Source organism: Anabaena sp. UHCC 0253, assembly GCF_009712085.1.
In the GTDB taxonomy this organism is placed as follows: Bacteria; Cyanobacteriota; Cyanobacteriia; order Cyanobacteriales; family Nostocaceae; genus Dolichospermum.
This window is the reverse complement of the sequence record NZ_VILD01000006.1, coordinates 31,443-55,887: the sequence shown is the minus strand read 5'-3', so window position 1 is coordinate 55,887 and position 24,445 is coordinate 31,443. Positions and strand designations below refer to the sequence as shown.

Annotated in this window: 23 protein-coding genes and 1 pseudogene; 15 read left to right on the top strand and 9 right to left on the bottom strand. The window is 38.4% G+C overall.

Annotated elements, in window-relative coordinates:
• Positions 1-428 precede the first annotated feature (428 nt).
• From cysE to FJR38_RS16910, 9 genes are all read left to right on the top strand, one after another.
• Positions 429-1,160, top strand: a complete 732-nt coding sequence (gene cysE, locus FJR38_RS16950) for a serine O-acetyltransferase (protein WP_168538326.1) — start codon at positions 429-431, stop codon at positions 1,158-1,160.
• A gap of 23 nt (positions 1,161-1,183) precedes the next feature.
• The gene (locus tag FJR38_RS16945) at positions 1,184-1,438 is read left to right on the top strand and encodes an Asr1405/Asl0597 family protein (RefSeq protein ID WP_168491240.1); all 255 of its coding nucleotides are present in this window, start codon (positions 1,184-1,186) and stop codon (positions 1,436-1,438) included.
• Between the two features lie 264 nt (positions 1,439-1,702).
• Complete coding sequence (locus tag FJR38_RS16940; RefSeq protein WP_168491238.1) at positions 1,703-1,900, top strand: DUF2949 domain-containing protein; 198 nt, start codon at positions 1,703-1,705, stop codon at positions 1,898-1,900.
• Positions 1,901-2,248: 348 nt separating this feature from the next.
• Positions 2,249-3,379, top strand: coding sequence for a homocitrate synthase (gene nifV / locus FJR38_RS16935; protein WP_168491236.1), 1,131 nt, complete (start codon positions 2,249-2,251; stop codon positions 3,377-3,379).
• Positions 3,369-3,656, top strand: coding sequence for a nitrogen fixation protein NifZ (locus FJR38_RS16930; protein ID WP_168538324.1), 288 nt, complete (start codon positions 3,369-3,371; stop codon positions 3,654-3,656). The genes nifV and FJR38_RS16930 overlap by 11 nt, the downstream gene beginning before the upstream one ends.
• Positions 3,631-3,834, top strand: coding sequence for a putative nitrogen fixation protein NifT (gene nifT, locus FJR38_RS16925; protein WP_168491234.1), 204 nt, complete (start codon positions 3,631-3,633; stop codon positions 3,832-3,834). Before FJR38_RS16930 ends, nifT begins: the two co-directional genes overlap by 26 nt.
• A 127-nt stretch (positions 3,835-3,961) precedes the next feature.
• Positions 3,962-4,501 carry a (2Fe-2S) ferredoxin domain-containing protein gene (locus FJR38_RS16920; RefSeq protein WP_168491232.1) on the top strand — a complete coding sequence of 180 codons (540 nt, stop codon included), beginning with the start codon at positions 3,962-3,964 and terminating at the stop codon, positions 4,499-4,501.
• A 288-nt stretch (positions 4,502-4,789) separates the two neighbouring features.
• Complete coding sequence (locus FJR38_RS16915) at positions 4,790-7,471, top strand: RNA helicase (RefSeq protein ID WP_168538322.1); 2,682 nt, start codon at positions 4,790-4,792, stop codon at positions 7,469-7,471.
• Positions 7,472-7,527: 56 nt separating this feature from the next.
• The gene (locus tag FJR38_RS16910) at positions 7,528-9,102 is read left to right on the top strand and encodes a Ppx/GppA phosphatase family protein (protein ID WP_168538320.1); all 1,575 of its coding nucleotides are present in this window, start codon (positions 7,528-7,530) and stop codon (positions 9,100-9,102) included.
• Between the two features lie 32 nt (positions 9,103-9,134).
• On the opposite strand, the gene coaBC is transcribed toward FJR38_RS16910, so the two are convergent.
• The 3 genes from coaBC to FJR38_RS16895 form a co-directional block, all read right to left on the bottom strand.
• Positions 9,135-10,355 (bottom strand): bifunctional phosphopantothenoylcysteine decarboxylase/phosphopantothenate--cysteine ligase CoaBC, encoded by a 1,221-nt coding sequence (gene coaBC / locus FJR38_RS16905; RefSeq protein WP_168538318.1) that lies wholly within the window; start codon positions 10,353-10,355, stop codon positions 9,135-9,137.
• An 86-nt stretch (positions 10,356-10,441) separates the two neighbouring features.
• Positions 10,442-10,654 carry a DUF2555 domain-containing protein gene (locus FJR38_RS16900; protein WP_168491224.1) on the bottom strand — a complete coding sequence of 71 codons (213 nt, stop codon included), beginning with the start codon at positions 10,652-10,654 and terminating at the stop codon, positions 10,442-10,444.
• Positions 10,655-10,809: 155 nt separating this feature from the next.
• Positions 10,810-11,436: an alpha/beta hydrolase gene (locus tag FJR38_RS16895; protein ID WP_168538316.1), complete on the bottom strand. Its 627-nt coding sequence runs from the start codon at positions 11,434-11,436 to the stop codon at positions 10,810-10,812.
• A gap of 613 nt (positions 11,437-12,049) precedes the next feature.
• Between FJR38_RS16895 and purH the strand changes: the two genes are divergently transcribed.
• Positions 12,050-13,573 (top strand): bifunctional phosphoribosylaminoimidazolecarboxamide formyltransferase/IMP cyclohydrolase, encoded by a 1,524-nt coding sequence (purH, locus tag FJR38_RS16890; RefSeq protein ID WP_168538314.1) that lies wholly within the window; start codon positions 12,050-12,052, stop codon positions 13,571-13,573.
• 926 nt (positions 13,574-14,499) lie between these two features.
• On the opposite strand, the gene FJR38_RS16885 is transcribed toward purH, so the two are convergent.
• The gene (locus FJR38_RS16885) at positions 14,500-14,880 is read right to left on the bottom strand and encodes a hypothetical protein (RefSeq protein WP_168538312.1); all 381 of its coding nucleotides are present in this window, start codon (positions 14,878-14,880) and stop codon (positions 14,500-14,502) included.
• 113 nt (positions 14,881-14,993) lie between these two features.
• Complete coding sequence (locus FJR38_RS16880) at positions 14,994-16,061, bottom strand: aromatic ring-hydroxylating dioxygenase subunit alpha (RefSeq protein WP_254449492.1); 1,068 nt, start codon at positions 16,059-16,061, stop codon at positions 14,994-14,996.
• Positions 16,062-16,106: 45 nt separating this feature from the next.
• Here FJR38_RS16880 and FJR38_RS16875 point away from each other — a divergent pair, with 45 nt between their 5' ends.
• Both FJR38_RS16875 and FJR38_RS16870 read left to right on the top strand, forming a co-directional pair.
• Complete coding sequence (locus FJR38_RS16875; RefSeq protein ID WP_168538310.1) at positions 16,107-16,586, top strand: YbjN domain-containing protein; 480 nt, start codon at positions 16,107-16,109, stop codon at positions 16,584-16,586.
• Between the two features lie 72 nt (positions 16,587-16,658).
• Entirely contained in the window at positions 16,659-17,324 is a 666-nt protein-coding gene (locus FJR38_RS16870) for a biotin/lipoate A/B protein ligase family protein (protein WP_168538654.1), read from the top strand.
• A 303-nt stretch (positions 17,325-17,627) separates the two neighbouring features.
• Here FJR38_RS16870 and FJR38_RS16865 read toward each other — a convergent pair whose 3' ends face one another.
• From FJR38_RS16865 to FJR38_RS16855, 3 genes are all read right to left on the bottom strand, one after another.
• Entirely contained in the window at positions 17,628-18,878 is a 1,251-nt protein-coding gene (locus tag FJR38_RS16865) for a glycosyltransferase family 4 protein (protein ID WP_168538308.1), read from the bottom strand.
• 330 nt (positions 18,879-19,208) lie between these two features.
• A complete protein-coding gene (locus FJR38_RS16860; RefSeq protein WP_168538306.1) occupies positions 19,209-20,000 on the bottom strand; it encodes a hypothetical protein in 792 nt (263 codons plus the stop codon).
• A 2-nt stretch (positions 20,001-20,002) separates the two neighbouring features.
• Positions 20,003-21,379, bottom strand: coding sequence for an AAA family ATPase (locus FJR38_RS16855; RefSeq protein ID WP_168538304.1), 1,377 nt, complete (start codon positions 21,377-21,379; stop codon positions 20,003-20,005).
• 292 nt (positions 21,380-21,671) lie between these two features.
• On the opposite strand from FJR38_RS16855, the gene FJR38_RS16850 reads away from it, so the two are divergent.
• The gene (locus FJR38_RS16850; RefSeq protein WP_168538302.1) at positions 21,672-22,556 is read left to right on the top strand and encodes a ParA family protein; all 885 of its coding nucleotides are present in this window, start codon (positions 21,672-21,674) and stop codon (positions 22,554-22,556) included.
• A 207-nt stretch (positions 22,557-22,763) separates the two neighbouring features.
• On the opposite strand, the gene FJR38_RS29080 is transcribed toward FJR38_RS16850, so the two are convergent.
• Positions 22,764-22,886, bottom strand: a complete 123-nt coding sequence (locus FJR38_RS29080; protein WP_256366928.1) for a hypothetical protein — start codon at positions 22,884-22,886, stop codon at positions 22,764-22,766.
• 4 nt (positions 22,887-22,890) lie between these two features.
• Here FJR38_RS29080 and cobG point away from each other — a divergent pair, with 4 nt between their 5' ends.
• Together cobG and FJR38_RS28620 are read left to right on the top strand one after the other, a co-directional pair.
• Positions 22,891-24,357: a precorrin-3B synthase gene (cobG, locus tag FJR38_RS16845; protein WP_168538300.1), complete on the top strand. Its 1,467-nt coding sequence runs from the start codon at positions 22,891-22,893 to the stop codon at positions 24,355-24,357.
• Positions 24,350-24,445 (top strand): annotated as a pseudogene (locus FJR38_RS28620) (precorrin-8X methylmutase); the annotation flags it as partial. The gene cobG and the pseudogene FJR38_RS28620, both read left to right, overlap by 8 nt.

Below are 24,445 nucleotides of genomic sequence, written 5' to 3'. Positions count from 1 at the left end.
AAATCCTATAAATAAAATAAAAAAATCCCTCTTTTAAATACCAAAACTATAAAATAATAATAGTATTATGCAATACATAAAATCTATACTCACTGTCATCAAGATGACGTTTATTAGAACATGAGTACAACTGAATATAGCTGAAAATATCTTGCCTAAATAGCTGCAACTTCTGACAGGTTAAGGGATTAGTTATGAGTGCATAAATGATCAAACCCTAACCTAAAAATACAAGTACCCCTATGAGAAAAAGCTAGTACCCCTACCCCAACAGAAAATGTAAAGTTCAGTTCAATAGGGGTTTAAACCTATTGAGTACAAACGTAATAATTTTAATATTTCTAATCTGTGTTGCTGATTTTGTCTGTTTAGGAGTTACCTGATATAAGCATAAAAACAGTACAGGATTTTTTCACCTGACAATACAGATGCCCCAGTCTTTAAACAGTATCAGTAAAACCGAGACTGTAAATACAAATCCACAAAAACCCGAAGATTCTAGACTTTTTTTAGAGTCATTAATTAGTGATTTTCGGATTATTTTTGAGCGTGATCCAGCCGCACGTAATTGGTTAGAAGTAATCTTTTGTTACCCTGGATTTCATGCTCTTTGTTTACATCGGCTTGCACACTGGTTACATATCCATAAAGTGAGTTTTATTCCCCGATTAATTTCCCATTTGGGACGGTTTTTCACAGGAATTGAAATTCACCCAGGAGCAAAAATTGGCAAAGGTGTATTTATTGATCATGGCATGGGTGTTGTAATTGGTGAAACTGCCATTGTGGGAGATTATACACTAATTTATCAAGGTGTAACATTGGGAGGCACTGGTAAAGAAAGCGGTAAACGTCATCCCACCTTGGGTAATAATGTTGTCGTTGGTGCGGGTGCGAAAGTATTAGGAAATATTCAAATTAGCGATCGCGTCCGTATTGGTGCAGGTTCTATTGTCTTGCGTGATGTGCCTCCAGATGCCACTGTTGTGGGCATTCCTGGACGGATTATTTCGAGGAAGTCTAGTAACCGTATTTCTCCCTTAGAACATGGCAAATTACCGGATATAGAAGCAGGTATTCTGCGTTCTTTGCTTTCCCGAATTGAACAACTAGAACAACAAGTACAAACTCTCAAAAGTCATCATCAAGATGATAAATAATGTCAATTCTGTAAATTTTGCTGATGTCACTAAATTGTAACTTTTTAACTGTCGGTGAACAAGTTTTGCAAATTCCTTTAGGTGATAGATGGTGTATTTATCACCGATTGCAAGAGTTGATGATTTCTTGTTCCTGTCCCCCGGATGGGTCTTTACGCGTACAAGTTAATGACCTTCAAGAGGCAATTCTTGTCCGTAGTACATTAATGCAATTTTTTGCTTCTCGTCGTCAATTAGTGACATGGTTAGAGAATTGCTTGTGTAATGGTATTGAGTAAAAATAAAGATATTTCTTGATTAGTATTACTGACTACCATTAATGATTTTGAGAATGTCTAATCACCAGAATATCAAAGAAGTCTTATTGATTTCAAGTCATTGTTTACTCACAAATTATCTTGCACATTGAAGATATTTCACCTAAGCTTAGGTTCACCCAGTTTGCTAAAACTAAAACTCCTTTAATTTAGAGAGGGTAATTAGTAATTGCCTATGGGAATAACTGGTACTTGATGTTGATTTAGTTTGAGATTAGTCCAAATATGGTGATTAATAGTAGTGATAGGAAGTTACTGCAATTTTTACAAAAAGAACTAGCACTTTCCCAAGCGGATATTGCTGTAGCAACGCGACATCCTGAGTTCAATCATGGACCTTTACCGATGCTGCTTTGGCAATATGGTTTAGTGGATTTACAACAACTAGACAGAATTTTTGATTGGCTTGCAGAACACACTTAGTTAATGTAAATGAAAAATTACTAGTAAGAATATGAGGTCAAAATTATGATTACTAGCTTCGTGGCTGGCATGAGTATATTATTTTTTACAGTATTTGCGAATGTTTGGATGGGTTATTGGCTACTTACAAAAACCACAAATTATCATACCAAAAATTCTTTATAAGTTATACCCTTTTTTGTTTTCTGCCATACAGATGCAATATAAATATTTGAGTAATAATTAAGGATCGTAAATCATGATTAATGATTTATTCGCACAATCAAGTATTTACTGCACATCTACCCCTAAGAAGAATTGTAGCGACCAAGGATATGACAAGAAAACTCCGCTAGAGGGATTTTGAAAATGTATCAGATCATCATTAATGACACGACATTACGTGATGGAGAACAGGCGGCAGGTGTTGCTTTTAACTTAGAAGAAAAAGTAGCGATCGCTCAATTCTTAGATGCCATTGGTGTTCATGAATTAGAAGTTGGTATTCCGGCAATGGGAGAAGAAGAAATTCGTTCTATTGTCGCTATTAGTAACTTAGATTTACAAGCTAAATTATTAGGTTGGAATCGGGCTGTCCTATCAGATATAAAAGCTTCTATAGCCTGTGGATTACAGCGAGTACATATCGCAATTCCTGTTTCTGGAGTGCAAATTGCGGCCAAATTTCATGGTCAATGGCGAGTAAGTTTACAAAGACTAAAAGACTGTATTAGCTTCGCATTAGATCAAGGTCTTTGGGTATCTGTTGGTGGAGAAGATTCTTCTAGAGCCGATGAAAATTTCCTCCAAGATGTTGCCCTTTTATCACAAGAATGGGGAGCATCACGTTTTCGTTTTTGTGATACAGTCGGGGTACTTGATCCCTTCAGCACTCACCTAAAAGTTAAGCGTTTAGTATCAACTCTATCAATTCCTATTGAGATTCACACCCATAATGATTTTGGACTAGCAACTGCTAATGCCTTAGCGGGAATAAAAGCTGGTGCTGTATCTGTAAATACTACCGTTAATGGCTTAGGAGAAAGAGCCGGAAATGCTGCATTAGAAGAAGTAATTATGGCTCTAAAATGTATCTATGGTGTTGATTTGGGGATTCAAACTCGACACTTATTAGCATTATCTCAATTAGTTGCTAGAGCCTCAGGTGCTAATGTTCAACCTTGGAAAGCAATTGTGGGTGAAAATACATTTGCTCATGAGTCAGGTATTCATGCTCATGGTGTATTGCAAAACCCCGTTACTTATGAACCATTTTCTCCTGAAGATGTGGGTTGGGAACGGCGTTTAGTAATAGGTAAACATTCTGGTCGGCATTCATTATCTAATGTATTAGAACAGCACGGAATCTTTCTTGATTCTGAAGAAACCCAAGCTGTTTTAGATGTAGTCCGTCAGCAATCAATCCTCAAAAAACGCAGTCTCACTACAGAAGAATTATTAAATTTAGTCAGCGAAAAAAGGTATTCCCATGCAACGTGATGAAATAGAACTGAACTCGCAACCCATTTTTGAAATTGGTCAAAAAGTCCGAGTTAAGAAACTAATCAAAAACGATGGAACTTTTCCAGGTAGAGAAATTGGGGAAGTTTTAGCAAAAATTGGTGATGTTGGTTATGTATCTAGCATCGGTACATTTTTGCAAGCTTATTATATCTATGCTGTACATTTTTTGGAAACAGGGTACATCATCGGTTGTCGAAAAAGAGAACTAGAATCTGCTGAGGAAACACATGAAAGTAATGCTCCGAATGAATGATGCTGGTACTTTGGTTGTCTATGTCGCTAAAAAAGACTTAGAAGAAGAAGTAGTTAAACAAACAGATGGTGAAGCAGGTAAAATTCTCACTTTAGCTAATGGTTGGGAATTAGAATTTAGTGAATTACCAGATAAAAGCCGTTTACCTCTAACTGTTGAAGCTAAACGACTTTCTTAAAGTTCTCATAAATACAAAGAAGGTAAAAGGTAAAAATCTATTTTTACCTCTTCCTTTTTTGGAGGGAATTGTCAATTGCTAATGAAGAGCCGATTATTTTCTATTTGAAAAAATTGAGTTATCGCAAATGGGTGAAAAATATCTGACATTATCGGAATTGAATATTGAGGGACAGTTTTTAGGGTTTGTTGGTAAACAAGCTGGGAAATGTAAACATCTCCAGTTAGCAATTTCTGGGGGAAATATCAAAGTTAAAATTCCCAAGGATTTACGTTTTTCCCTAGTTTCATCTTTAGTTCCCGGTGAACAAATTCGCATAGATGCTATTAGTAAATTAAACCCCCGCAGTCATAAACTAAAACTCCAACCTTATCAAATTCAAGCAGTTGGTTTTTGTTTACTCAAAAATCCCCTTCCTCAACCGAAAGCCAAAATTATGGTTTGTCAAAAATCTGGTTGTATGAAACGGGGTGGAAAGGGGTTATTATCAGACTTAGAAAAAACCTTGTGCGATCGCGGTTTATCGGATAAAGTGACCATTGAACACACCGATTGTCAAAAACGCTGTAGTAGCGCCCCCAATTGTGTTTTGATGTTAGGTAAAAAGCAATACAAGAAAGTTCATCCAGAAGCGATCGCTTCCTTGTTAGAGAATCATTTGAGTTAAGTTGTCAAGATATTTTACAAAATAGTTACCAAGGTGAAAGAGGTAAACTCTCATTCGCCTATTTTTACTGTCAAGAGTTAATATAACGTGAGTTCAACAGACCTAGACAGTGGCAGAAGGTAGAGCCGGTCAGTCTTTTGGTTCAGAGGGAACTAACAGGGAACGGAAAAAACTCATGTTTTTAAACATGAGATCGAAATATCGCCACAACTTGTGCTTTTGTTCTCAACGTAGCAAACCACTAATCACGTTATGATAGTGGATAGTCTGGTTGTAAATTATGATTGAGTGAACTATTCTATCTCCTCTAATGAAATTGACCTTGGGTCAATATTTCCCTTTGAATTAGATCAATTCCAGAAAGAAGCGATCGCCTCCCTCAATGCTGACCGCTCAGTTGTTGTCTGTGCGCCCACAGGTTCAGGAAAGACTCTCATCGGGGAATATGCTATCTATCGCGCCTTATCTCGCGGGAAACGGGTATTTTATACCACTCCCTTAAAGGCGTTATCTAATCAAAAACTCCGCGACTTCCGCGAAAAATTTGGCTATGATCAAGTTGGACTCCTGACCGGAGATGCCTCCATTCACAGGGATGCACCAATTTTGGTCATGACCACAGAAATTTTCCGCAATATGCTCTATGGCACACCCATAGGTCAAATTGGCATCTCTTTGACAGACGTTGAGGCTGTGGTGCTAGATGAGTGCCACTACATGAACGATCGCCAACGCGGTACAGTTTGGGAAGAATCAATTATTTATTGTCCCCGTTCTGTCCAACTTGTAGCCCTTTCTGCTACTGTTGCCAACAGTGACCAACTCACCAGTTGGCTAAATCAAGTTCATGGACCAACAGACCTAATTTACTCGGATTTTCGTCCCGTCCCCTTAGAATTTAACTTTTGTAATCCCAAAGGTTTATTTCCGTTATTAAATGAAACTAATACCAAAATTAACCCCCGCTTAGTCAAACGGGGTAAAAAAGGATTTTGGGAAAAAGGCAAAGCTGGTAGACCAGAACCACCTGGTCTTATTTATACCCTGAGCCAACTCCAACAGCGGGATATGCTACCAGCAATTTACTTTATCTTCAGTCGTCGAGGCTGTGATAAAGCAGTAGAAGAAGTTGGTGATTTATGGTTAGTTAATAATGAAGAGTCCCAAATCCTCCGCCGACAGATTGATGACTTTTTAAGCCGAAATCCCGATGCTGGTCGGTCTGGACAAATAGCTCCACTGTATCGAGGCGTGGCTGCTCACCATGCTGGCATCTTACCCGCCTGGAAAGGACTAGTAGAAGAACTTTTTCAACAAGGATTAATTAAAGTAGTATTCGCTACCGAAACCTTGGCAGCGGGAATTAATATGCCTGCGCGGACAACAGTCATTTCTACTCTTTCCAAACGCACTGACAACGGACACCGCTTACTAAATGCTTCGGAATTCCTGCAAATGGCAGGCCGAGCCGGTCGTCGGGGCATGGATCTACAAGGTTATGTGGTGACATTGCAAACTCCCTTTGAAGGAGCAAAAGAAGCGTCATATTTAGCTACATCCCAGCCAGATCCCCTAGTTAGTCAGTTTACACCCAGTTACGGCATGGTCTTGAACCTGCTGCAAACCCACACCATAGAAAAAGCTAGAGAACTGATAGAACGCAGTTTTGGACAATATATGTCCAATTTGCATCTGCAACCAGATTTTGAAGAAATAGCCCAAGTACAAGGCGAACTATCACAAATTCAGGCACAATTATCCACCATTGATGAAAATGAATTGATGGTATATGAAAAATTGCGCCAACGTCTCAAGGTAGAACGGCAGATTTTCAAAACCCTGCAAGAGCAAGCACATGAAGACCGACAAGCCCAATTGGCCATGATGCTCGATTTTGCTATATCTGGAACTATGTTAAGTATCCATGATAAAAATGCAATTTCACCCCTGCCAATTACAGCAGTATTAATTGATAAAGCTGTGAGTGCCGGTCAAACTTCGTACTTTATCTGCTTAGGGCAAAATAACCGTTGGTATGTAGCAACTTCAGCCGATATATTAGATTTGTATGCGGAACTGCCACGAGTGGAAGTACCAACTGATCTGATCCCACCTTCAGAACTGAGCTTGAAACGTGGACAATCTATCCGTGGTGATGAAAATACTATTGCTGTTGCTCAAAGCATACCCAACCCTGAAGAATTTAACCATCTGCCCACAGAAGTACGAGAACAACTCAGTCGGGTAACTGCTGTTCAAGCGCAATTAGAAAACCATCCCATCTATAAATCGGGGAATATTGCCAATATCTTTAAAGGTAGGGCGCGTTGTGTCGAATTAGAAGCAGAACTGGAACATTTACAAGAGCAAGTGGCACTCCAGTCTCAAAGATATTGGGAGGAGTTTCTCTGTTTAATTGAGATTTTACAGTCCTTTGAATGTCTGGATAATTTAGTTCCCACGAAATTAGGACAAGTTGCGGCAGCTATTCGCGGGGAAAATGAGTTGTGGTTAGGTTTAGTTCTTTCCAGTGGCGAGTTAGACAATATTGGTCCTCATCACTTAGCGGCAGTGGTAGCTGCTTTGGTGACTGAAACCCCCCGTCCAGATACAAAGATTGATTTTAATCTCTCGAAAGAAGCAGATGCAGCTTGGTTAACATTGCAACCTATTCGCCGTTCTGTGTTAAAGGTGCAGTATCGTCATGGTGTGGCTTTACCTGTAGGTTTGGAAACTCGCTTTATTAACTTGATTTCCTTGGTAGAACAGTGGGCGCTGGGGGTAGAGTGGAAAGTGTTATGTAGCAAAACTACTTTAGATGAAGGGGATGTGGTGCGAATTTTACGCCGGACTCTAGATTTATTATCCCAGATTCCTCATGTTCCTAATTTACCAGATGTGTTGCGGCGTAATGCTCAACGGGCGATGCAGTTAATTGATAGGTTTCCTGTCAATGAGGTGACGGAATAGGGTAGATACAGTTCCAAAATTTAGGACTTCAGCCCAACTACAAAATAACAAAAAAGATGATTGCAGCCATTGATATTGGGACAAATTCTTTACACATGGTGGTGGTGAAAATTGAAGCCACGTTACCATCTTTTAGCATTGTTACGAGAGAAAAGGAAACGGTAAGATTAGGCGATCGCAATCTGGTGACTGGAGAACTAAAACCAGAAGTCATAGATAAGGCGATCGCCTGTTTGGGAAGATTCAAAACCCTGGCTGATAGCTTAGGTGTAGATAGTATTGTCGCTGTTGCTACGAGCGCCGTCCGCGAATCTCCTAATGGCAAAGATTTTATCCACAAAGTTGAAACCGAAGTTGGTTTAACTGTTGACTTAATTTCTGGTCCTGAAGAAGCCCGACGCATCTATTTAGGTGTCTTGTCGGGGATGGAATTTAATAACCAACCTCACATCATTATTGATATTGGTGGTGGTTCAACAGAATTGATTTTAGGAGACAGCGAAGAACCTCGTTGTCTGACTAGTACGAAAGTTGGTGCGGTGCGATTAACTGGGGAATTAGTTAACTCTGATCCCATCACAGAAACTGAATTTAAATATCTCCAAGCCTACGCTAGAGGAATGCTAGAACGTTCTGTGGAAGAGATTTTAGCAAACTTCAAAATTGGCGATTCTCCCCAGTTAATCGGCACATCTGGCACAATTGAAACTATAGCTACTATTCACGCTAGAGAAAAATTAGGTCTTGTTCCTTCTACTCTCAACGGCTATCAATTCAGTCTTCAAGACTTGCGAACCTGGGTAAATCGCTTGCGAAAGATGACTAATGTCGAACGGGCAACTATTCCAGGAATGCCAGAAAAGAGGTCAGAAGTTATACTTTCGGGGGCAGTAATTCTCCAGGAAGCTATGACTTTGTTAGGCGTAGAATCCGTCACAGTTTGTGAGCGATCGCTCCGAGAAGGTGTAATTGTAGATTGGATGCTAACCCATGGTTTCATTGATAATAGATTACGGTTTCAAAGTTCTATCCGCCACCGCAGTGTATTAAAAGTTGCCAAAAAATATCAGACTAATTTAGAACATAGCGAGCGTGTAGCCGCTTTTGCCTTTAGTATATTTGATCAAACCCAAGGACAACTACATAATTGGAGTGTAGATGAACGCCAATTACTTTGGGCTGCGGCGATTTTACATAATTGTGGTCACTATATCAGCCATTCTTCCCACCACAAACATTCATACTACTTAATTAGAAATGGCGAATTACTCGGTTATAATGAAACCGAAATCGAAATTATCGCCAATATAGCCCGTTATCACCGCAAATCTCCACCCAAGAAAAAACACGACAACTATCGTAGTCTCTTACATAAAGAACATCGCCAAATGGTTAATCAACTCAGCGCCATTTTAAGATTAGCTGTGGCTTTGGATAGAAGACAAATAGGTGCTATTTCTCATATTCAATGTGAATATTTTCCGAATTTTAAGGAAATGAAGATGTTCATTTTCCCATCTTTAAGTAATGATGAATGTGCTTTGGAAATGTGGAGTTTAGATTATAAAAAAGGAATTTTTGATGAAGAGTTTGGGTTGAAATTAGTGCCAGTATTAATGAGGGCTGGTTAAAAGTTTTTTACTAATAACACCTCCAGAATTCTTCACAAATTACCAACAACAAAATCAAACAAATAATGAGCCATTTCTAGTTTAGAACAAGCTGGAATTTCTACCTCTTTCCCTTCTTTGTCTAAAAACACAGCTTGATTATTATCACTCCCAAAACCACTATCAACTTTATCAATCGGGTTGGCGACAATTGCATCTAATTTCTTCCTTTGCAATTTTTCCCGCGCTGGCTTGACAATATCACCCGTTTGTGCTGCAAAACCAATTAAATATTGATGAGATTGTTTGAGTTTTCCGATTTCAGCCACAATATCTGTTACTGGTGCGAGTGCTAGGTTTTCGGGGAGCGATCGCTTGGGCAATTTTTCGCTACTATAATCTCTAGGTTTGACATCTGCAACTGCGGCTGACATGATAATTATATCTGCATTGGCTAAATGCTTTAACATGACCTGCTGCATTTGGTCTGCACTAATTACGGGAATTGCTTCTACTCCCAAAGGTGCTTCCCAACTGGCAGGACAATGGACTAATATTACTTTTGCCCCTCTGTGCAGCGCAGCCTGTGCCAATGCTAAACCCATTTTACCAGTTGAGGGATTGCCAATAAATCGCACGGGGTCTAAATATTCTCTCGTTCCCCCAGCACTGATTAAAACCTGTTTCCCAGCTAAATCTCTGATTCCTTGGGTGTGTAATAAAGATTGAATATAAACAAATATTTCGGCGGGTTCTGCCATTCTACCAGCACCAATGCGATCGCACGCTAATAAACCCGATGCTGTACCCATACCATAAAATCTACCATCTGTCAATAGCTGCCGCCAATTTCTTTGTACCGCCACCTGTTCCCACATATCTGTATTCATGGCTGGTGCTAACAACACGGGACAAGTAGAAGCGAGAACGGTATTTGTTAGTAAGTTATCCGCCATACCATAGGTTAATTTAGCCAAAGTATTAGCAGTTAAAGGCGCAATTACAATTAAATCAGCCCATTCACCTAATTCAATATGCAACGGACGAGAATAGATTGGTTGGCAAAAATTCTCATCAGTATAAGCTTGATGACGAGATAAAGTTGCTAAACTTAAAGGAGTGATAAATTCTTGGGCAGATTTAGTGAGAATAACTCGCACTTCTACCCCCGACTTAAATAGAGTAGAAACCAATTCACAGACTTTATAGGCGGCGATACCACCGCCTACACAAATAAGAACCCGGTTAGATTGAGAATTTGTAGATGATGGCATTTTGGGGCAAAATTCCAATTATCTTTGATAATAGTCCCTCAAACCCAATCTAAAATCCAAAATCTAAAATCTAAAATCTAAAATTCTTAGCCTTCGTCGTAGGGTTCTAAATCTAAGAGGTGGATATAGGGTTCAACTAATTCTGGACGCTGAAAAGCAATTGCTCGGAGTAAATGCCAATCATTCAAACCCTCAAAAGCATTACTATAGTTATCTAATTCTAGACGCGTAGCTAATTCTTGCACCTCGGTTGCAGTCATAGCAGAAATTTCTGTTTTGGAAATGCTTAGAGTTTTCATAATTTTTGCCCCTCCCTTTTGCAGCACTTGTATTCAGCTTAGGGTGGAGTTGCTCTAAAAGCTTCCACCTGATCTATCTTACTCACTAATGAGCATTAAATTTGTAAAAATTCTTGTGATTTTTACCCGAATCTGTAAAATTTTTGTAACGTTAGTTAACTAATTGTGTTGACAACAAAAGTTCGTAACACTTCTAGCATTTGTAAATTAATTTCATGTCCCATTGCAAATTCATGATACTCCACATTTACTCCTAGAGATTCTGTAACTTCTCTGGACTTAATTGCAGCTTTTAGCGGTACAACTTCATCCTGTGTTCCGTGCATGATTAATGTCGGCGGAAAAATGCCTTTATTCAACATGGCTACACTAGGATGCAAATAGCCACTCATCACGACTAAACCAGCCAAAGGTAAGCTTAATCCTACATCTAAAGTCATCGCTCCACCTTGAGAAAATCCGCTCAAAATTGTGCGTGATAATGGCACACCTGTATGATTTTCTAAAGATTGCAACCAATCTATGAGTAGTTGTTTACTTTCTACCAATCCATCATACATAGTTTCTGTTCGCAGGTCATACCATGCTTTACCTGTATCAGTATAGGGATGAGGATAAGGAGCATTTGGGAGGAGAAACTCGTACTCTGGTAAGTTGACATAAGGTATTAAAGATGCCACATCTTGAGCATTTGCACCCCAACCATGCAAAGTGACGATTAAAGCGTCTGGTGTTTTGTTTGTTGGTGGAGAAACCCTAATAAAATCTAATGTTTGAGTCATGAGTAATTGAGTTAGGAATTAAGGCAGATACAGTATACCGCGTGTTAATCCAGTACACATTTCCAAACTTTTTTAGCTATTCTGGACATTTTTATATTTTGCCACTGTTCCCCAAGCTAATTATCATAAAACCTCGCGGTAAGTGGGAAACCGGCTAAAGCCGCTGAGAGGGAAGCGACACGAGCGGTTAAAACCACAGTGGTATTTTATGCTAAAATGAGATTGTGAGTAGGAATAACTATCTACGTGTTGAAACATCCTAGTATCGGAGAAATCCCGGCTCCCGTGAAACAACGGTTAGGTTTAAGTCCTAACGGCAGTATGACAAGAAAGAGCGAGTAATGGCAGGTTGTGGAGCGTACCGAATCTTGGCTGAGTGATGGCCTCTGAAAGCACCAAAATGATAAAAGTAGCTAGAAACCTAAGCTGGACTTAGAGTAACTAAGTAGGCGTTGTTTGACGAACGCAGCGAAAATTAGGCTTTGGGTATTCCCTAATCTAAATCTGTCAGCAAAATCTCAGCGGCTTTAGCCCTGAGAGTGTCAATCTGAGCAACCTTTGGGTAGAATGTTCTTCACAGAAAGCAATTTAATCCAAAGGAATCTGGGGAATTATGGCACGTTTAGCCCTGCTGAGTGTATCTAATAAAACTGGTGTAATTGATTTAGCGCGTAGTTTGGTTGAGGAATTTGGCTTTGATATCATCAGCAGTGGGGGAACAGCCAAAACCCTAAAAGATGCAGGCATACCAGTTACTAAGGTTTCTGATTATACAGGTTCACCGGAAATTTTAGGTGGTCGGGTAAAAACTCTTCATCCTCGCATTCATGGCGGTATTTTAGCACGGCGGGATGTGGCACAAGATGTCACGGATTTAGAAAATAACCAAATTCGGCCGATTGATTTGGTGGTAGTTAATCTTTATCCTTTTGAAGAAACCATTGCTAAACCTGGTGTTACCTTAGCTGACGCGGTGGAACAAATTGATATTGGTGGTCCGGCAATGTTAAGGGCTTCATCAAAAAATTACGCCCATTTGACGGTATTATGTGATCCTGCCCAATATGGTGAATATTTGCAAGAATTACGCCAAAATGGGGAAGCTTCTTTAGAGTTTCGCCAAAAATGCGCTTTAAAGGGATTTTTGCACACTGCTAGTTATGATAATGCCATAGCTGCCTATTTAGCTGGGACACAATCTGAAGAATTTACTGTTTCTGGTACACAACTCCAATCTTTGCGTTATGGGGAAAATCCTCACCAACCCGCAGCATGGTATCAAACGGGAAGTACCCCCATTGGTTGGACAGCAGCGACTAAACTGCAAGGTAAGGAACTCAGTTACAATAATTTGGTAGATTTGGAAGCTGCACGGCGGATAATTGCTGAATTTACGGAAAGTCCCGCAGCGACAATTATCAAACATACTAATCCCTGTGGAACTGCGGAAGCGGAAACTATTTTTGACGCTTATCAAAAAGCCTTCAATGCTGATTCTATCTCGGCTTTTGGGGGAATTGTGGCTTTAAACCGTCCTCTTGATGCGGCGACAGCGACGGAATTAACTAAGACATTTTTGGAGTGCGTGGTTGCTCCTGGTTGTGATGAAGAAGCTCAGGAAATTTTAACTAAAAAGGGTAATGTCAGAGTTTTGATTTTACCAGATTTGCTGACTGGACCCAAAGAAACTGTGAAAGCGATCGCAGGTGGGTTTTTAGTCCAATCTGCTGATGATATCATTGCCGATCCTACTCAATGGCAAGTTGTCACGGAACGTCAACCTACTCCCAGTGAGTTAGCTGAATTACTGTTTGCTTGGAAAGTTTGCAAACACGTTAAATCCAATGCTATCGTAATTGCGAGCGATCGCACGACATTGGGCGTAGGTGCTGGACAAATGAACCGTGTGGGTTCGACAAAAATCGCTATCGAACAAGCTGGAGCAAAAGCCCAAGGAGCATTCCTAGCTAGTGACGGCTTCTTCCCCTTCGATGATACCGTCAAAGCCGCCGCAGCCGCCGGAATCACCGCTATTGTCCAACCAGGGGGAAGTGTCCGCGATAAAGACTCTATCAAAGCCGCGAATGAACTCGGTTTACTCATGGTTCTAACTGGTGTAAGGCACTTTTTACATTAGGTTTGGTGATTGGTGATTGGTGATTGGTGATTGGTGATTGGTGATTGGTGATTGGTGATTGGTGATTGGTGATTGGGAAACATCTTCCCCCTGCTCCCTGTTCCCTTTTTCAAACTATTTTAAAAAATGTTGCATAAGCTACTTGCCAATTAACTAAAATAGTGATAAGTTATATTTGTGTGTGAGGAGCAAGTTTAAAAAACGTCTGGGGTGGAAACACGGCAACACTCCCAGGCGTTTTTTAATGGAAATAAAAATTTTCAGCAAATAAATAATAGGATTCGTAGGCGCGTATCCTTGACGGAATCTGAAAGTATCAGCATTCGGTTTAAGGGCGTTCGCGAAGCGTGCTGGAAGCATCAGCATTCGGAAAATAAACTTGGGAAAAAACCGATAATTAATCACCCGAATGCTTCGCCCCTACAAACGTTATTGTCTCCTCCCTGTCTGTCACCTGTCACCTGTAACCTGTCACCTTCTTCCTGACTTCTGGAAACCAAATGCTCGCTTCATGTGCAAAATATATAATTCCCGAAATGTTCCCAGAATGATCTAATATTTTGGCAATTTGGCAGACAACTATTTTAATTTACAGCTTTAATGGAATATCAACAGGGTGAAGGAGAAAGTTAGGAAGTTATTGATGTGTGGATTTACTCCAGCATGAGACACTTCTGAACCCGACAAGAAACGATAGATGCGGTGCTGTCAAACACAGGAGAATATTGCGACATTCAAGTAACAGCCATTGCCAATATTTTAACAGCAAGTGGCTAAGAATCGCAAAAAAGATATATAGATAGTATTTGACCGATTGCCTAGTGAACAAACGGATATATTCAGTCCAGCATTGAACTGTACGAGTACAAATTAACTTGAAAATAGTTGAGTTGTGAAAAAAGTATGGAAAGTTAATAACTTAGTTTTTAATCACGCAGCATTTCGGAGATGATGGCATCAGCTTGTAATCTCTTGTAAGTTAAGTGAACTAGGTTAGCTTCATCTGATTGTCCACAAACGTAACAAGCTAGGCTGAGAGCATCTAATAACATTAAGGTAGAAATTCCTTCGGCTGCTAAAGATGAAATATATTCGGAAACACCTTTAGCACAGGTTTCTGCTGGCATGAGTACCAATAACAACCGCAGACAATCTGCTGATGCCATCATCCCATCTAACTCATGAGTCTGTGTGGCTAATTGAACAATGCCAAGGACGATTTGATTAGGGGAAAGACCTTCTTTAATTAAGAGGGCAAAGAAGGAAGTTAAATGACATGGGGTGCTGTGATCAAGTTTGATATTCATAGTGCTTATTAAATTCAGTGTAACAATAATCGCAGATTTTTTGGCTAATCCGGAAAAATCGAAGAAATTTTTTGTTTTTTTCTCCGTAAGATTCTCAAACCTTCTAGCAGATGTCACCCCATTTTGTCAACTTGAGTTTTAATCAATCGTTGGACACTAGCCAATGCAGGATTTAACTCATAGTTCCGTATCCCTTGATGCTGTAAATAAGCTAATTGTTCCTCTTCCATCATTTTTATATCTTGGATTACTAAACCATCAAGTAATTTTTGGGCTACACCAAATAAACTGTCTTTAATAAACCTTCTAAACCAAATCGGTAGCTTATGTAACCGCCAAAAGGCATTTAAAGATGTAAAGTGGATCAAGTAGGCTTTGGTTTCAGTCTCGTTGATAGGACACAGTAAACAGTAAATTTTAAAATCTTTACCTAATGTTGATACCCAATGAGGGTAAACATAACTTACATCTAATGGTTCTGGATGTAAACGCCTGAAACCGGGAAAAAATAGTTGGGAAATAGACCAAATTTTATCTATTTGGTAATAACTTTGGGCTGTGTAATGGGCATGAATTTGGCTGTGATCTTCATCAATACTTTCTAGTGATGCTGCTGCCCATGCTTGTAAATCTTGATGTAAATGCCCATGATACATATCCATGAGGTTTTCTATCAAGTAGGAATAATGGGCTTGACAGTGAATAATGGCAACGGTAGCAATATAGTTTAAATGCTCCCATTCAGGTAATCCCAAGGGTTGTACGGTTGGTTCACTGTCTCCAGGAAATAGCCAAATAAAGCCATCTTGTTCTTGGACTGGATAAGTACGAAGCTGACAAGTTGGTAATTTTTGATTTGTTGCTAAATAAGGAACTTCTGTACATTTACCTGATTCACCAAAGCGCCAACCGTGATATGCACATTCTAGGTCATTACCAATTACTTGCCCGTGGCTGAGTTTAACTTGACGGTGAGGACAACGATCTTCTAAAGCGTGAACTTTTCCTGTACTATCTCGATAGAGTGCGATCGCTTGTTTCCAAATCTTTACCCCCAAAGGTTGATTTGTAACTTCACTACTACGGGCAACTACATACCAATGATCAGGGTTAATACCTAATGTTCTCACATCTCGACTTTGGACGACAGGCAAGGTAGATTCTGGCATTTTTGGTAGCATGATAGTAGATTAAAGCAGTGACTATATTATTAGAAAAAAATCTGTATGGCAAGCTACCTAGAAACCCAATCCCCAGATCAGTTGGTGGATCAACTTATTGAGGAAACCACAGGACTAAACCATGTGGAAGTCATTGAAAATGTGATTGACACCTTAGCACAAGATCAAAGTGCAATGGTTAGCCATTCTGCTGAAGGTGAATATCTGTGGAAATTCCAGTATGGCAGTGTCGAAGTATTCGTACAGTTGACGGGGACTACTGACGAAGATACTATCACTGTTTGGTCTGCGGTACTCAAGTTACCTGTTCAAGATGAACCCAGATTAACGCGATACCTGTTAGAGTTGAACTGCGTAAGTACCTTTGAAGCCCGTTTTGGGATTATTAACAATCAAGTAGTTGTGATTTCTACACGCACCTTAGCAGAATTGTCTCCAGGGGAAGTTTCCCGGATCATTACTATCGTTGCAACTATCGCTGATGATAATGATGAATATCTGCAAGCTGAATTTAGTGCAGCTTAAATCATTTTAGTTTGGGGGATTCAGCAGGTGTGGCGACTTATTCCTACTTTAGCAGCTTCCGGTAATATCCAAATGGCTGTTGACCGCTGGTTATTAACACAGCATGAGTCGGGAAAACATCCGCCAACTTTACGTTTTTATACTTGGTCGCCACCTGCAATTTCTCTGGGTTATCATCAACGTCAATATCCCGAATTTTGGCAAAATTTAACTTGGAACGGCGAAAAATTGGATTTAGTGCGTCGTCCTACGGGTGGAAGAGCGGTTTTACATCAAGGTGATTTAACTTACAGTGTGGTGACATCTGGACTAGGGGGAAATCGTCTAGATGTGTATGCAAAGATGTGTGAGTTTTTGATTCAAGGATGGCGATCGCTCGGTGTAGATTTATATTATGGCCAAGCTGGACGCGGTTATATCCACAATCCTAATTGTTTTGGGACGGCTACAGGTGCAGATTTAGTTTTAGCTGATGGTTCTAAACTCATTGGTAGCGCCCAATTACGCAAAGGTGACGCGGTTCTCCAACATGGTTCTATGCGGTTAAATCCTGATCCGGATTTGTTTGAAAAAGTATTTAATCAAGAGTTTTTTGGTTCTGAAAAGTTTCCTCAAACTATTAATCAAGAAACAATAATTAATGCTTTAATTGCGGCTGCTTGTGATTGTTTTGCGATGGAAATAGAGGTGAAACCTTTATCTGAAGATGAGTGGGATATGATTTTGGATTATTGTTGATGAGGGCAGGTTATTAGCCTAACCCACAATTTTTTGTTTCGCGCAGAGACGCAGAGGAGCAAAGGAAGAAAAAAGTCTATTTTAGTTTTTATCTTTGGTATGATGTTTACTTTTTAGATTGTCATGTTTTATTTGTAGTTCATACCATTCGTTTAAACAGTATTCTGACCAACAAAAACAGTATTCATTCCAACAGAAATCACATAATCCTTGTTCTTTTATTTGCTCGTTGTTTGCTGATTTTTGAAGTAAACAAGTGCGCGGACAATGGACATAATTATTCATGATTTCATCCTGAGTAAGTTAATAATTTGTACGAGTAAAAGGTGAGAAATTCTTTTTACCTAAACAAATTTGTTCATAATGTTGACCAGCAATTTCCCATGTAAAGTCACTTTCTATGAGTTGTCTCGCATGAAGAGAAAGTTCTAGTCGTAGTTCTGGTTTTTCAAATAGTTGAGAAATTGCGGTGACATATTCTCCGGGTTCATTGGCTCTGAGGGCGCGTAATGGCGTTGTTTTCCCATCTACTGCTAATCCTTCCAAACCGCGATCGCTTCCCACAACAGGCACACCTGCGGCCATGGCTTCTAGGGTTTTATTTTTAATCCCAAATCCTGTTCGCATAGGGATGACACAAATGGTAGATTTGTGCAGGTATTCCACCATGGAAGGGACTCTACCTGTAACATTGACACCTGGTTGATTTTGCAGTTCTAAGACTTCGGGAACAGGACGAGAACCGACAATATCAAAAACAGTTTCTGGATACTTTTTTTGAATTTCTGGTAATATTTCTTGACTAAAAAATCGGGCTGCGTCTATGTTGGCGATATAATCCATTGCTCCAATAAAAATTAGCCGATATCCACCAGGATCATGATTCCGCATGGGGAATAAATCTAAATCTACGCCATTAGGAATTACGGGAATTGCTTGTTGATTGCTAAATTCTTGAAATTGGATTTTATCTTCTTCTGTGGTGACTACAATATCAGAAAATTTAGGACAAAATCCTTTTTCATAGCGACGTAAAAGGGGTAAATATAAACTATCTCGCAGTTTATTTTCGGCTGTACCAGTTTCTAACTGATTCAGACAAGTTGCATAAACGGAACTATGAACATCAACTATGGTTTTTACCTTGTTCTTGAAATGGGGACGGATATAAATTTCGTTAACGCTATGTTCACAGGTAATGACATCACATTTACCCGATTCGACAAATTTATCAATCCATTGCTGCATTTCTACTGAATAGCGATTCAGAACATTGGGGGAAGTTCCTTGAATTAAAAATGTACTAAATCGCTGGATTTTTTGGAGGATTCCTGAGAAGTTACTACTAGGAAGAGGACGGGGGAAAATTACCAAATCATCAACATAATTACGTAATTCGGCAATTTCTGTATCTGTTACATAGGTATCACGCTGTGTTACCAGGGTAATATGATGACGTTGACGCAGGTACTTGAGTAAATAAAAAGTCCTAATTTCCGTTCCTCCCCTTGTGGGTGGGTAGGGAAATGTGGAAGATAGCATGAGGATATTCATAGTTTTGAATTATCTGATCATCTCAAAGATGATACATATAAATCTCGCAGTATGGTGGAATTTATTGAATATTTGTATAAAATTTTTCTATAGATTAGGTTGTCTGACGGTAATATTAGCTTGATATCAGGTAAATCATGGATTTTGGTTTTGTGCGATCGCTTTTACCGATATCCTTAGAGTAGATGTAAAAGCTCATCTCAAAATGAATTCTGAGTCTAACTCTTAAAGGTTAATTTAGTCCGTTTTAACGGACTTTAGCTATTAGCCCGGAACTTTAGCTCCGGGTGGTTGATGTTGAAAATAAAATAAAAAATCAAAAAAGCCTAATTAGTTTGTGCGTATTTCTGCAATCTGTTTTAGCTTTTCATAAGTAGCATTTGCAAAGTTTTTTATCTTGTGTTCTCCTCCTGATTTAGTTGATTTGTAAATATTTTCCCAGGTTAGATTCCCAGTTTGTCGCCAATACTCTATTGCTTGTAATGCTGATTTGATGTAATTTGCACTTGTTCCAACTTGACTTAAACCAATCATTATTTCTTCATTTGTTGCTGTTAATAAATTGAATTTTTTTGGTTTTGGCGGATCTATAACCTGCTTAACAAGCATAGTTAATGTTTCCACAACTGATGTCAGATGTTCTATTTTGTTTTCCAGTGTTCTTAGTCTGTCGTCAGCATCTACTTTTTGTGTATTTGTAGGTGGGTTAGAAATGAGTTGGTTGAGCATTGCATAAATTTGTTTGTTTTGATCAAGTAATTTACCAATTTCAGTTTTTTCATCTACTATTGGCTTGGCTATTTTTTCAATAGTTTCAACCCTTTGAAAAAATGAAACTTGATTTAATACTGCATCTTCTTTTTCAGCAGGGATAATAAAGGCATTAACAATTTTTCCTTTATGACGATTTTTTTCTCTCGCTCTCACAGCAGCGTAGTATTCAAAATGCCCATCAACTACTTCATATTTTTCAAACCCAATCTTTTTGAGTATCAATGGTTTCAATATCTCTCCAGACTCTAATATTGCATCAGCAAGAATATCTAAATCAGCTTCTTCAAAGTTAGAACGTGGAACGCTTGAAGTTACCCCTTCAATTTCTACAATTAAAAAGTTAGTCATTATTATCTCTCCAGTTTTCTCACTACTTCTATAGCTAAAGACTCAAATTCAAAAGCTGATGCACTGGCTGATGATTCATATTTAGCAAAATCAAAAATTGATTTAGGATCGGGTATTTCTAGATTTCCTACAACTAAATTTTTGTTAATACAATGTGACAAAGCCGCTCTTTCTGTAATCATGTTATCCATCAATGGAAGTTCATAACGTTTTGGAATTAAATCTCTATGACGTGGAAATGTATGTTTGAGATATTGATTATTACTGGAAATTTTTGATGGCAGAACACCCATAATTTTAATAGGTGCTTTTCCCATATTTTCCCTATTTTCGTTAATTTCTTTTCTGATAAATTTTTTCACACTTATCAGTCCTTGGTTAGAAAAAGGTTTCAAATCTGATGGAATAATCAAATAATCTGAAGCAGTCAGGGCAGTTGAAGCGTATAAATCAACTGTTGGAGGACTGTCAATTATCACAATATCATATATATCTTTAACCAATTCCAGTTTTTTAGCTAGTCTAGTTCTTGCTGGACCATAAACTGATAACTTTGGTTGCTTGTCAATTAAACTAATGTGCGAAGGGATCACATCAATTTCAGTGGAATTAAAACCATTTGATTTACGAACAATATCAGGTATAAAAATTTCATGATCATTATCATCATCATCTAGCAAATGAATAACATTGCGGTCTTTTAAATCATCATCATCTTCAAATTCAAACTTTATTAATCCTGTTGCAAAAGTTGTATTAGCTTGAGCATCTATATCAATCAAAAGAACTTTTTTCCCTTGATTGCTTAATGCTGCTGCTAAGTTAACAGCAACTGTTGTTTTACCAACTCCACCCTTATGATGATAAATTGCAATTGTCTTCATAGAATGCTCCCTCTTAGTTTCTGAATCCGATACTTTAACTGATAACTGTTCCTTAAATTGCCTATTTCTCAAACTCTCCCTACCAATTAACCCCCTAATTTCCTCTATCTTTTCCTCAACATCATTACCCTGACATTGAAAAACCAACTTAATATCATCTCGTAACTTTTGATAAACTCTGATTTCTTTACCATTAGTTAACAACCCATAGAGTACATTTAAACTCGTTAAATAATGCCGCAATCGTAAAACATGATGATTTAAATTTTGCTTTGGGCTTTTTGCTTCTACAACTACACTTAAGGGTGAGTTAGCATCTAACACAAAGGGAATAGACTGAACCGCAAATGCTAAAAAATCTAAGCGAATGCTACCCATAGCGACCTCTTGATGCCACGTATCTGGGGTATACCCTAGCTGTGGTAGCAAATATTGAACTATGAGTTTGCTTTCAACTTCACTTTCATTACGGCACAGTTCCGGGTTAAAAAGCAATGTTTTGTTACCTCTAAGAAATAGTAATTATTCGGAAAATTTAGCTACACGATTAATTATGTCATAACATGAGCGTATCAAGTTATAAAGTTTACTTAAAGTTCTGTAAGAAAAAGCCAATAGATTTAGTGTTTATACGTAATTTATCCAATATTACCCAAACAACTAAAATTCTTTCTACTTAAATGGATATAAACTTGCATCCCCCAAAAGGTTAAATTAATCAAAGTTAAAATTTATTAGATAATATGTACGCTACATGATTGGGAAAGCGTCAGCAGAGGAACTCAAAATGGGATATATAATTGCAACCGCAAACATGAAAGGTGGAGTCGGTAAAACCACCCTCACCGTCAATATAGCTACCTGTTTGGCAAAAAATCACGGTAAAAAGGTACTGGTTTTAGATTTAGATAGTCAAATTAGTGCCACACTGAGTTTAATGTCACCAGTAGATTTTGCCAAACGTCGCAAACAAAGAAAGACATTTAGATATTTGATAGATGAAATTATTAACCCTGAACCTGGGGCAAAATTGACGATTCATGATATTATTCAACCTCAAGTTTGTAATCTTCCCGGATTAAATTTATTACCAGGAGATATAGACTTATATGATGAATTTGTGGTTTCGGAAATGCTACATAATCAATCCGTAGCTTTGGGAGAACAGGATTTTGAAACTATTTGGAATCGCTTTGAAAGAGTCTTAATTAGAGATATTTTAAAACCTGTAAAAGATGAATATGATTTTATTCTTTTAGATTGCGCTCCCGGTTATAATCTTATGACTCGCAGTGCTTTAGCTAGTAGCGATTTCTACATTCTCCCAGCCAAACCAGAACCGTTATCTGTAGTCGGAATTCAACTTTTAGAAAGACGCATTGCCCAATTAAAAGATAGTCATGAACACGAAGCTAAGATAGATATTAAAATGTTGGGAATTGTCTTTAGTATGTCCAGTGCAAATTTACTGAATGGCAGATATTATAAACAGGTAATGCACCGAGTTGTCGAGGATTTTGGAGTAGATAAAATCTGTAAAGCACAAATACCAGTTGATGTTAATGTTGCTAAAGCTGTTGATAGTTTTATGCCAGTTTCATTACTGAGTCCAAATACAGCCGGTTCTAAAGCATTTATGCAGTTAACTCAGGAGTTGTTGCAGAAGTTGTAAATTAGGTATTGTGATTTAGATATTTGGTGATCAATAGAGACGCTCCATGGAACGTCTCTATCAGAATCATAAAAGATATAAATAAAATATTCAAAGCCAAAAATACCATCTTATGGTAGACTTCTAAATCTTAGAGTTGGGAAACTTCGGTTTAAATTCCGAGACTGTGCCGCAGCTGTAAAGCAATTTGAGATGGGAAATTTAAGATTATTGGGGGTTAGAAATCTCCCAAACAGGACTTAATCCCAAATTCAAAATTGAGTAAGTCAGAATGCCAACTCTAAACTGTTCACTAAGTTCTGTCTCTGCGTCACACAGAGAAGGAGTCATAATTTTGCAAATTCCATTTACTGCTTGCCCAGGTTTATTTTACACCACACCGGCTCAAGATGGTTTTCTTTATCGGTTAAGAATACCAGGGGGAATTATTAATTATCAACAATGTCAGATTATTGCAGATATCGCTGATAATTATGGTAGTGGATATATTGATATTACTAATCGCGCTAACATCCAAATTAGAGAAATCAAACAAAGAATAAATATTGAAGTTCTCCAACAATTACAAATATTTAGTTTAGGTTCTAGCAATGCCAATATAGATCATATCCGTAACATTATGACCAGTCCCACAGCGGGTATTGACACAGAAGAATTAATAGATACTCGTCCTTTAGTGAAAGCTTGGGAAGAATATATTACCGCAAATTCTCATCTTTCGGAACTATCAGCAAAATTTAGTGTGTGCTTTGATGGTGGAGGCAAAGTTGCGATAAAATATCAACCCAATGATATTATATTGGCAGCAGAATTAGATCAAAGTGATGTCTATTTACGGTTATATCTCAGTTATGGAGAGAAAGGAGAAGCAAGTAAAGACACAGGAATTTTATTAAAACCAGAAGAATCTATCCAAGTTTTAGCAGCATTAGCTGAAACATACCTCAAACACATAGATACTAAAGCCCATCGTAAAGCAAGATTACGAGAAATCATTAATAACATCACAATTGAAACCTATATTCAGCAAGTCAAAGAAAAACTAAGCCCGAATATATTTGATATCAGAAAAAACTCTCTCTGTGACTCTGCGACTCTGCGAGAAAAAAATCATCTTGGCATTCATCCGCAACGCCAAACCGGATTATATTATATCGGTATAGTCGTACCCTTGGGACGATTAGAAAGCTGGCAAATTAGAGGTTTAGCTAATATTGCGAAAAGATATGGTGATGATAATATCCGGTTAACACCTTGGCAAAACCTGTTATTAACCGATATTCCCCAAAATCAAATTCTAGAAGTTGAGCAAAAAATTACCAACTTAGGGTTAAACTCTTCACCAACCGATATCAAAAGTAGCTTAGTAGCTTGTTCCGGAAAACGGGGTTGTGCTGCTGCGGCCACAGAAACCAAAGAAGATGCCTTAAACTTGGCAAAACACCTAGAAAATCTTATGATTCTAGATTCCCCAGTGAATATTCACTTTAGTGGTTGCAGTAAATCTTGCGCTCAACACACTCAAGCTGATATTACCTTATTTGGTGTTACTCTCGAAACTGCAAATGAAACTGTTCCAGCCTATCAAGTTTATGTTTTCGGTCATTTACTCTATGAATATGTAACTTTAGACAAAGTTCCTGCTCTGATTCGACAAATGTTGGAATTGTATCAAAAAGAACGTCTAAGCTTACATGAATCCTTTGGACAATTTATTGATCGTCACAGCCACCAGTTAAACCAATTATTTAGCAAATCCAGCCCAAATTTAACGTTTACAATCTTAAAATCCCATGTTTGATTATATCCGTGATGGTAGCGAAATATATCGTAATTCCTTTGAAATTATTCGGTCAGAGTCCAATCTAGAAGGATTCCCGGAAGATGTA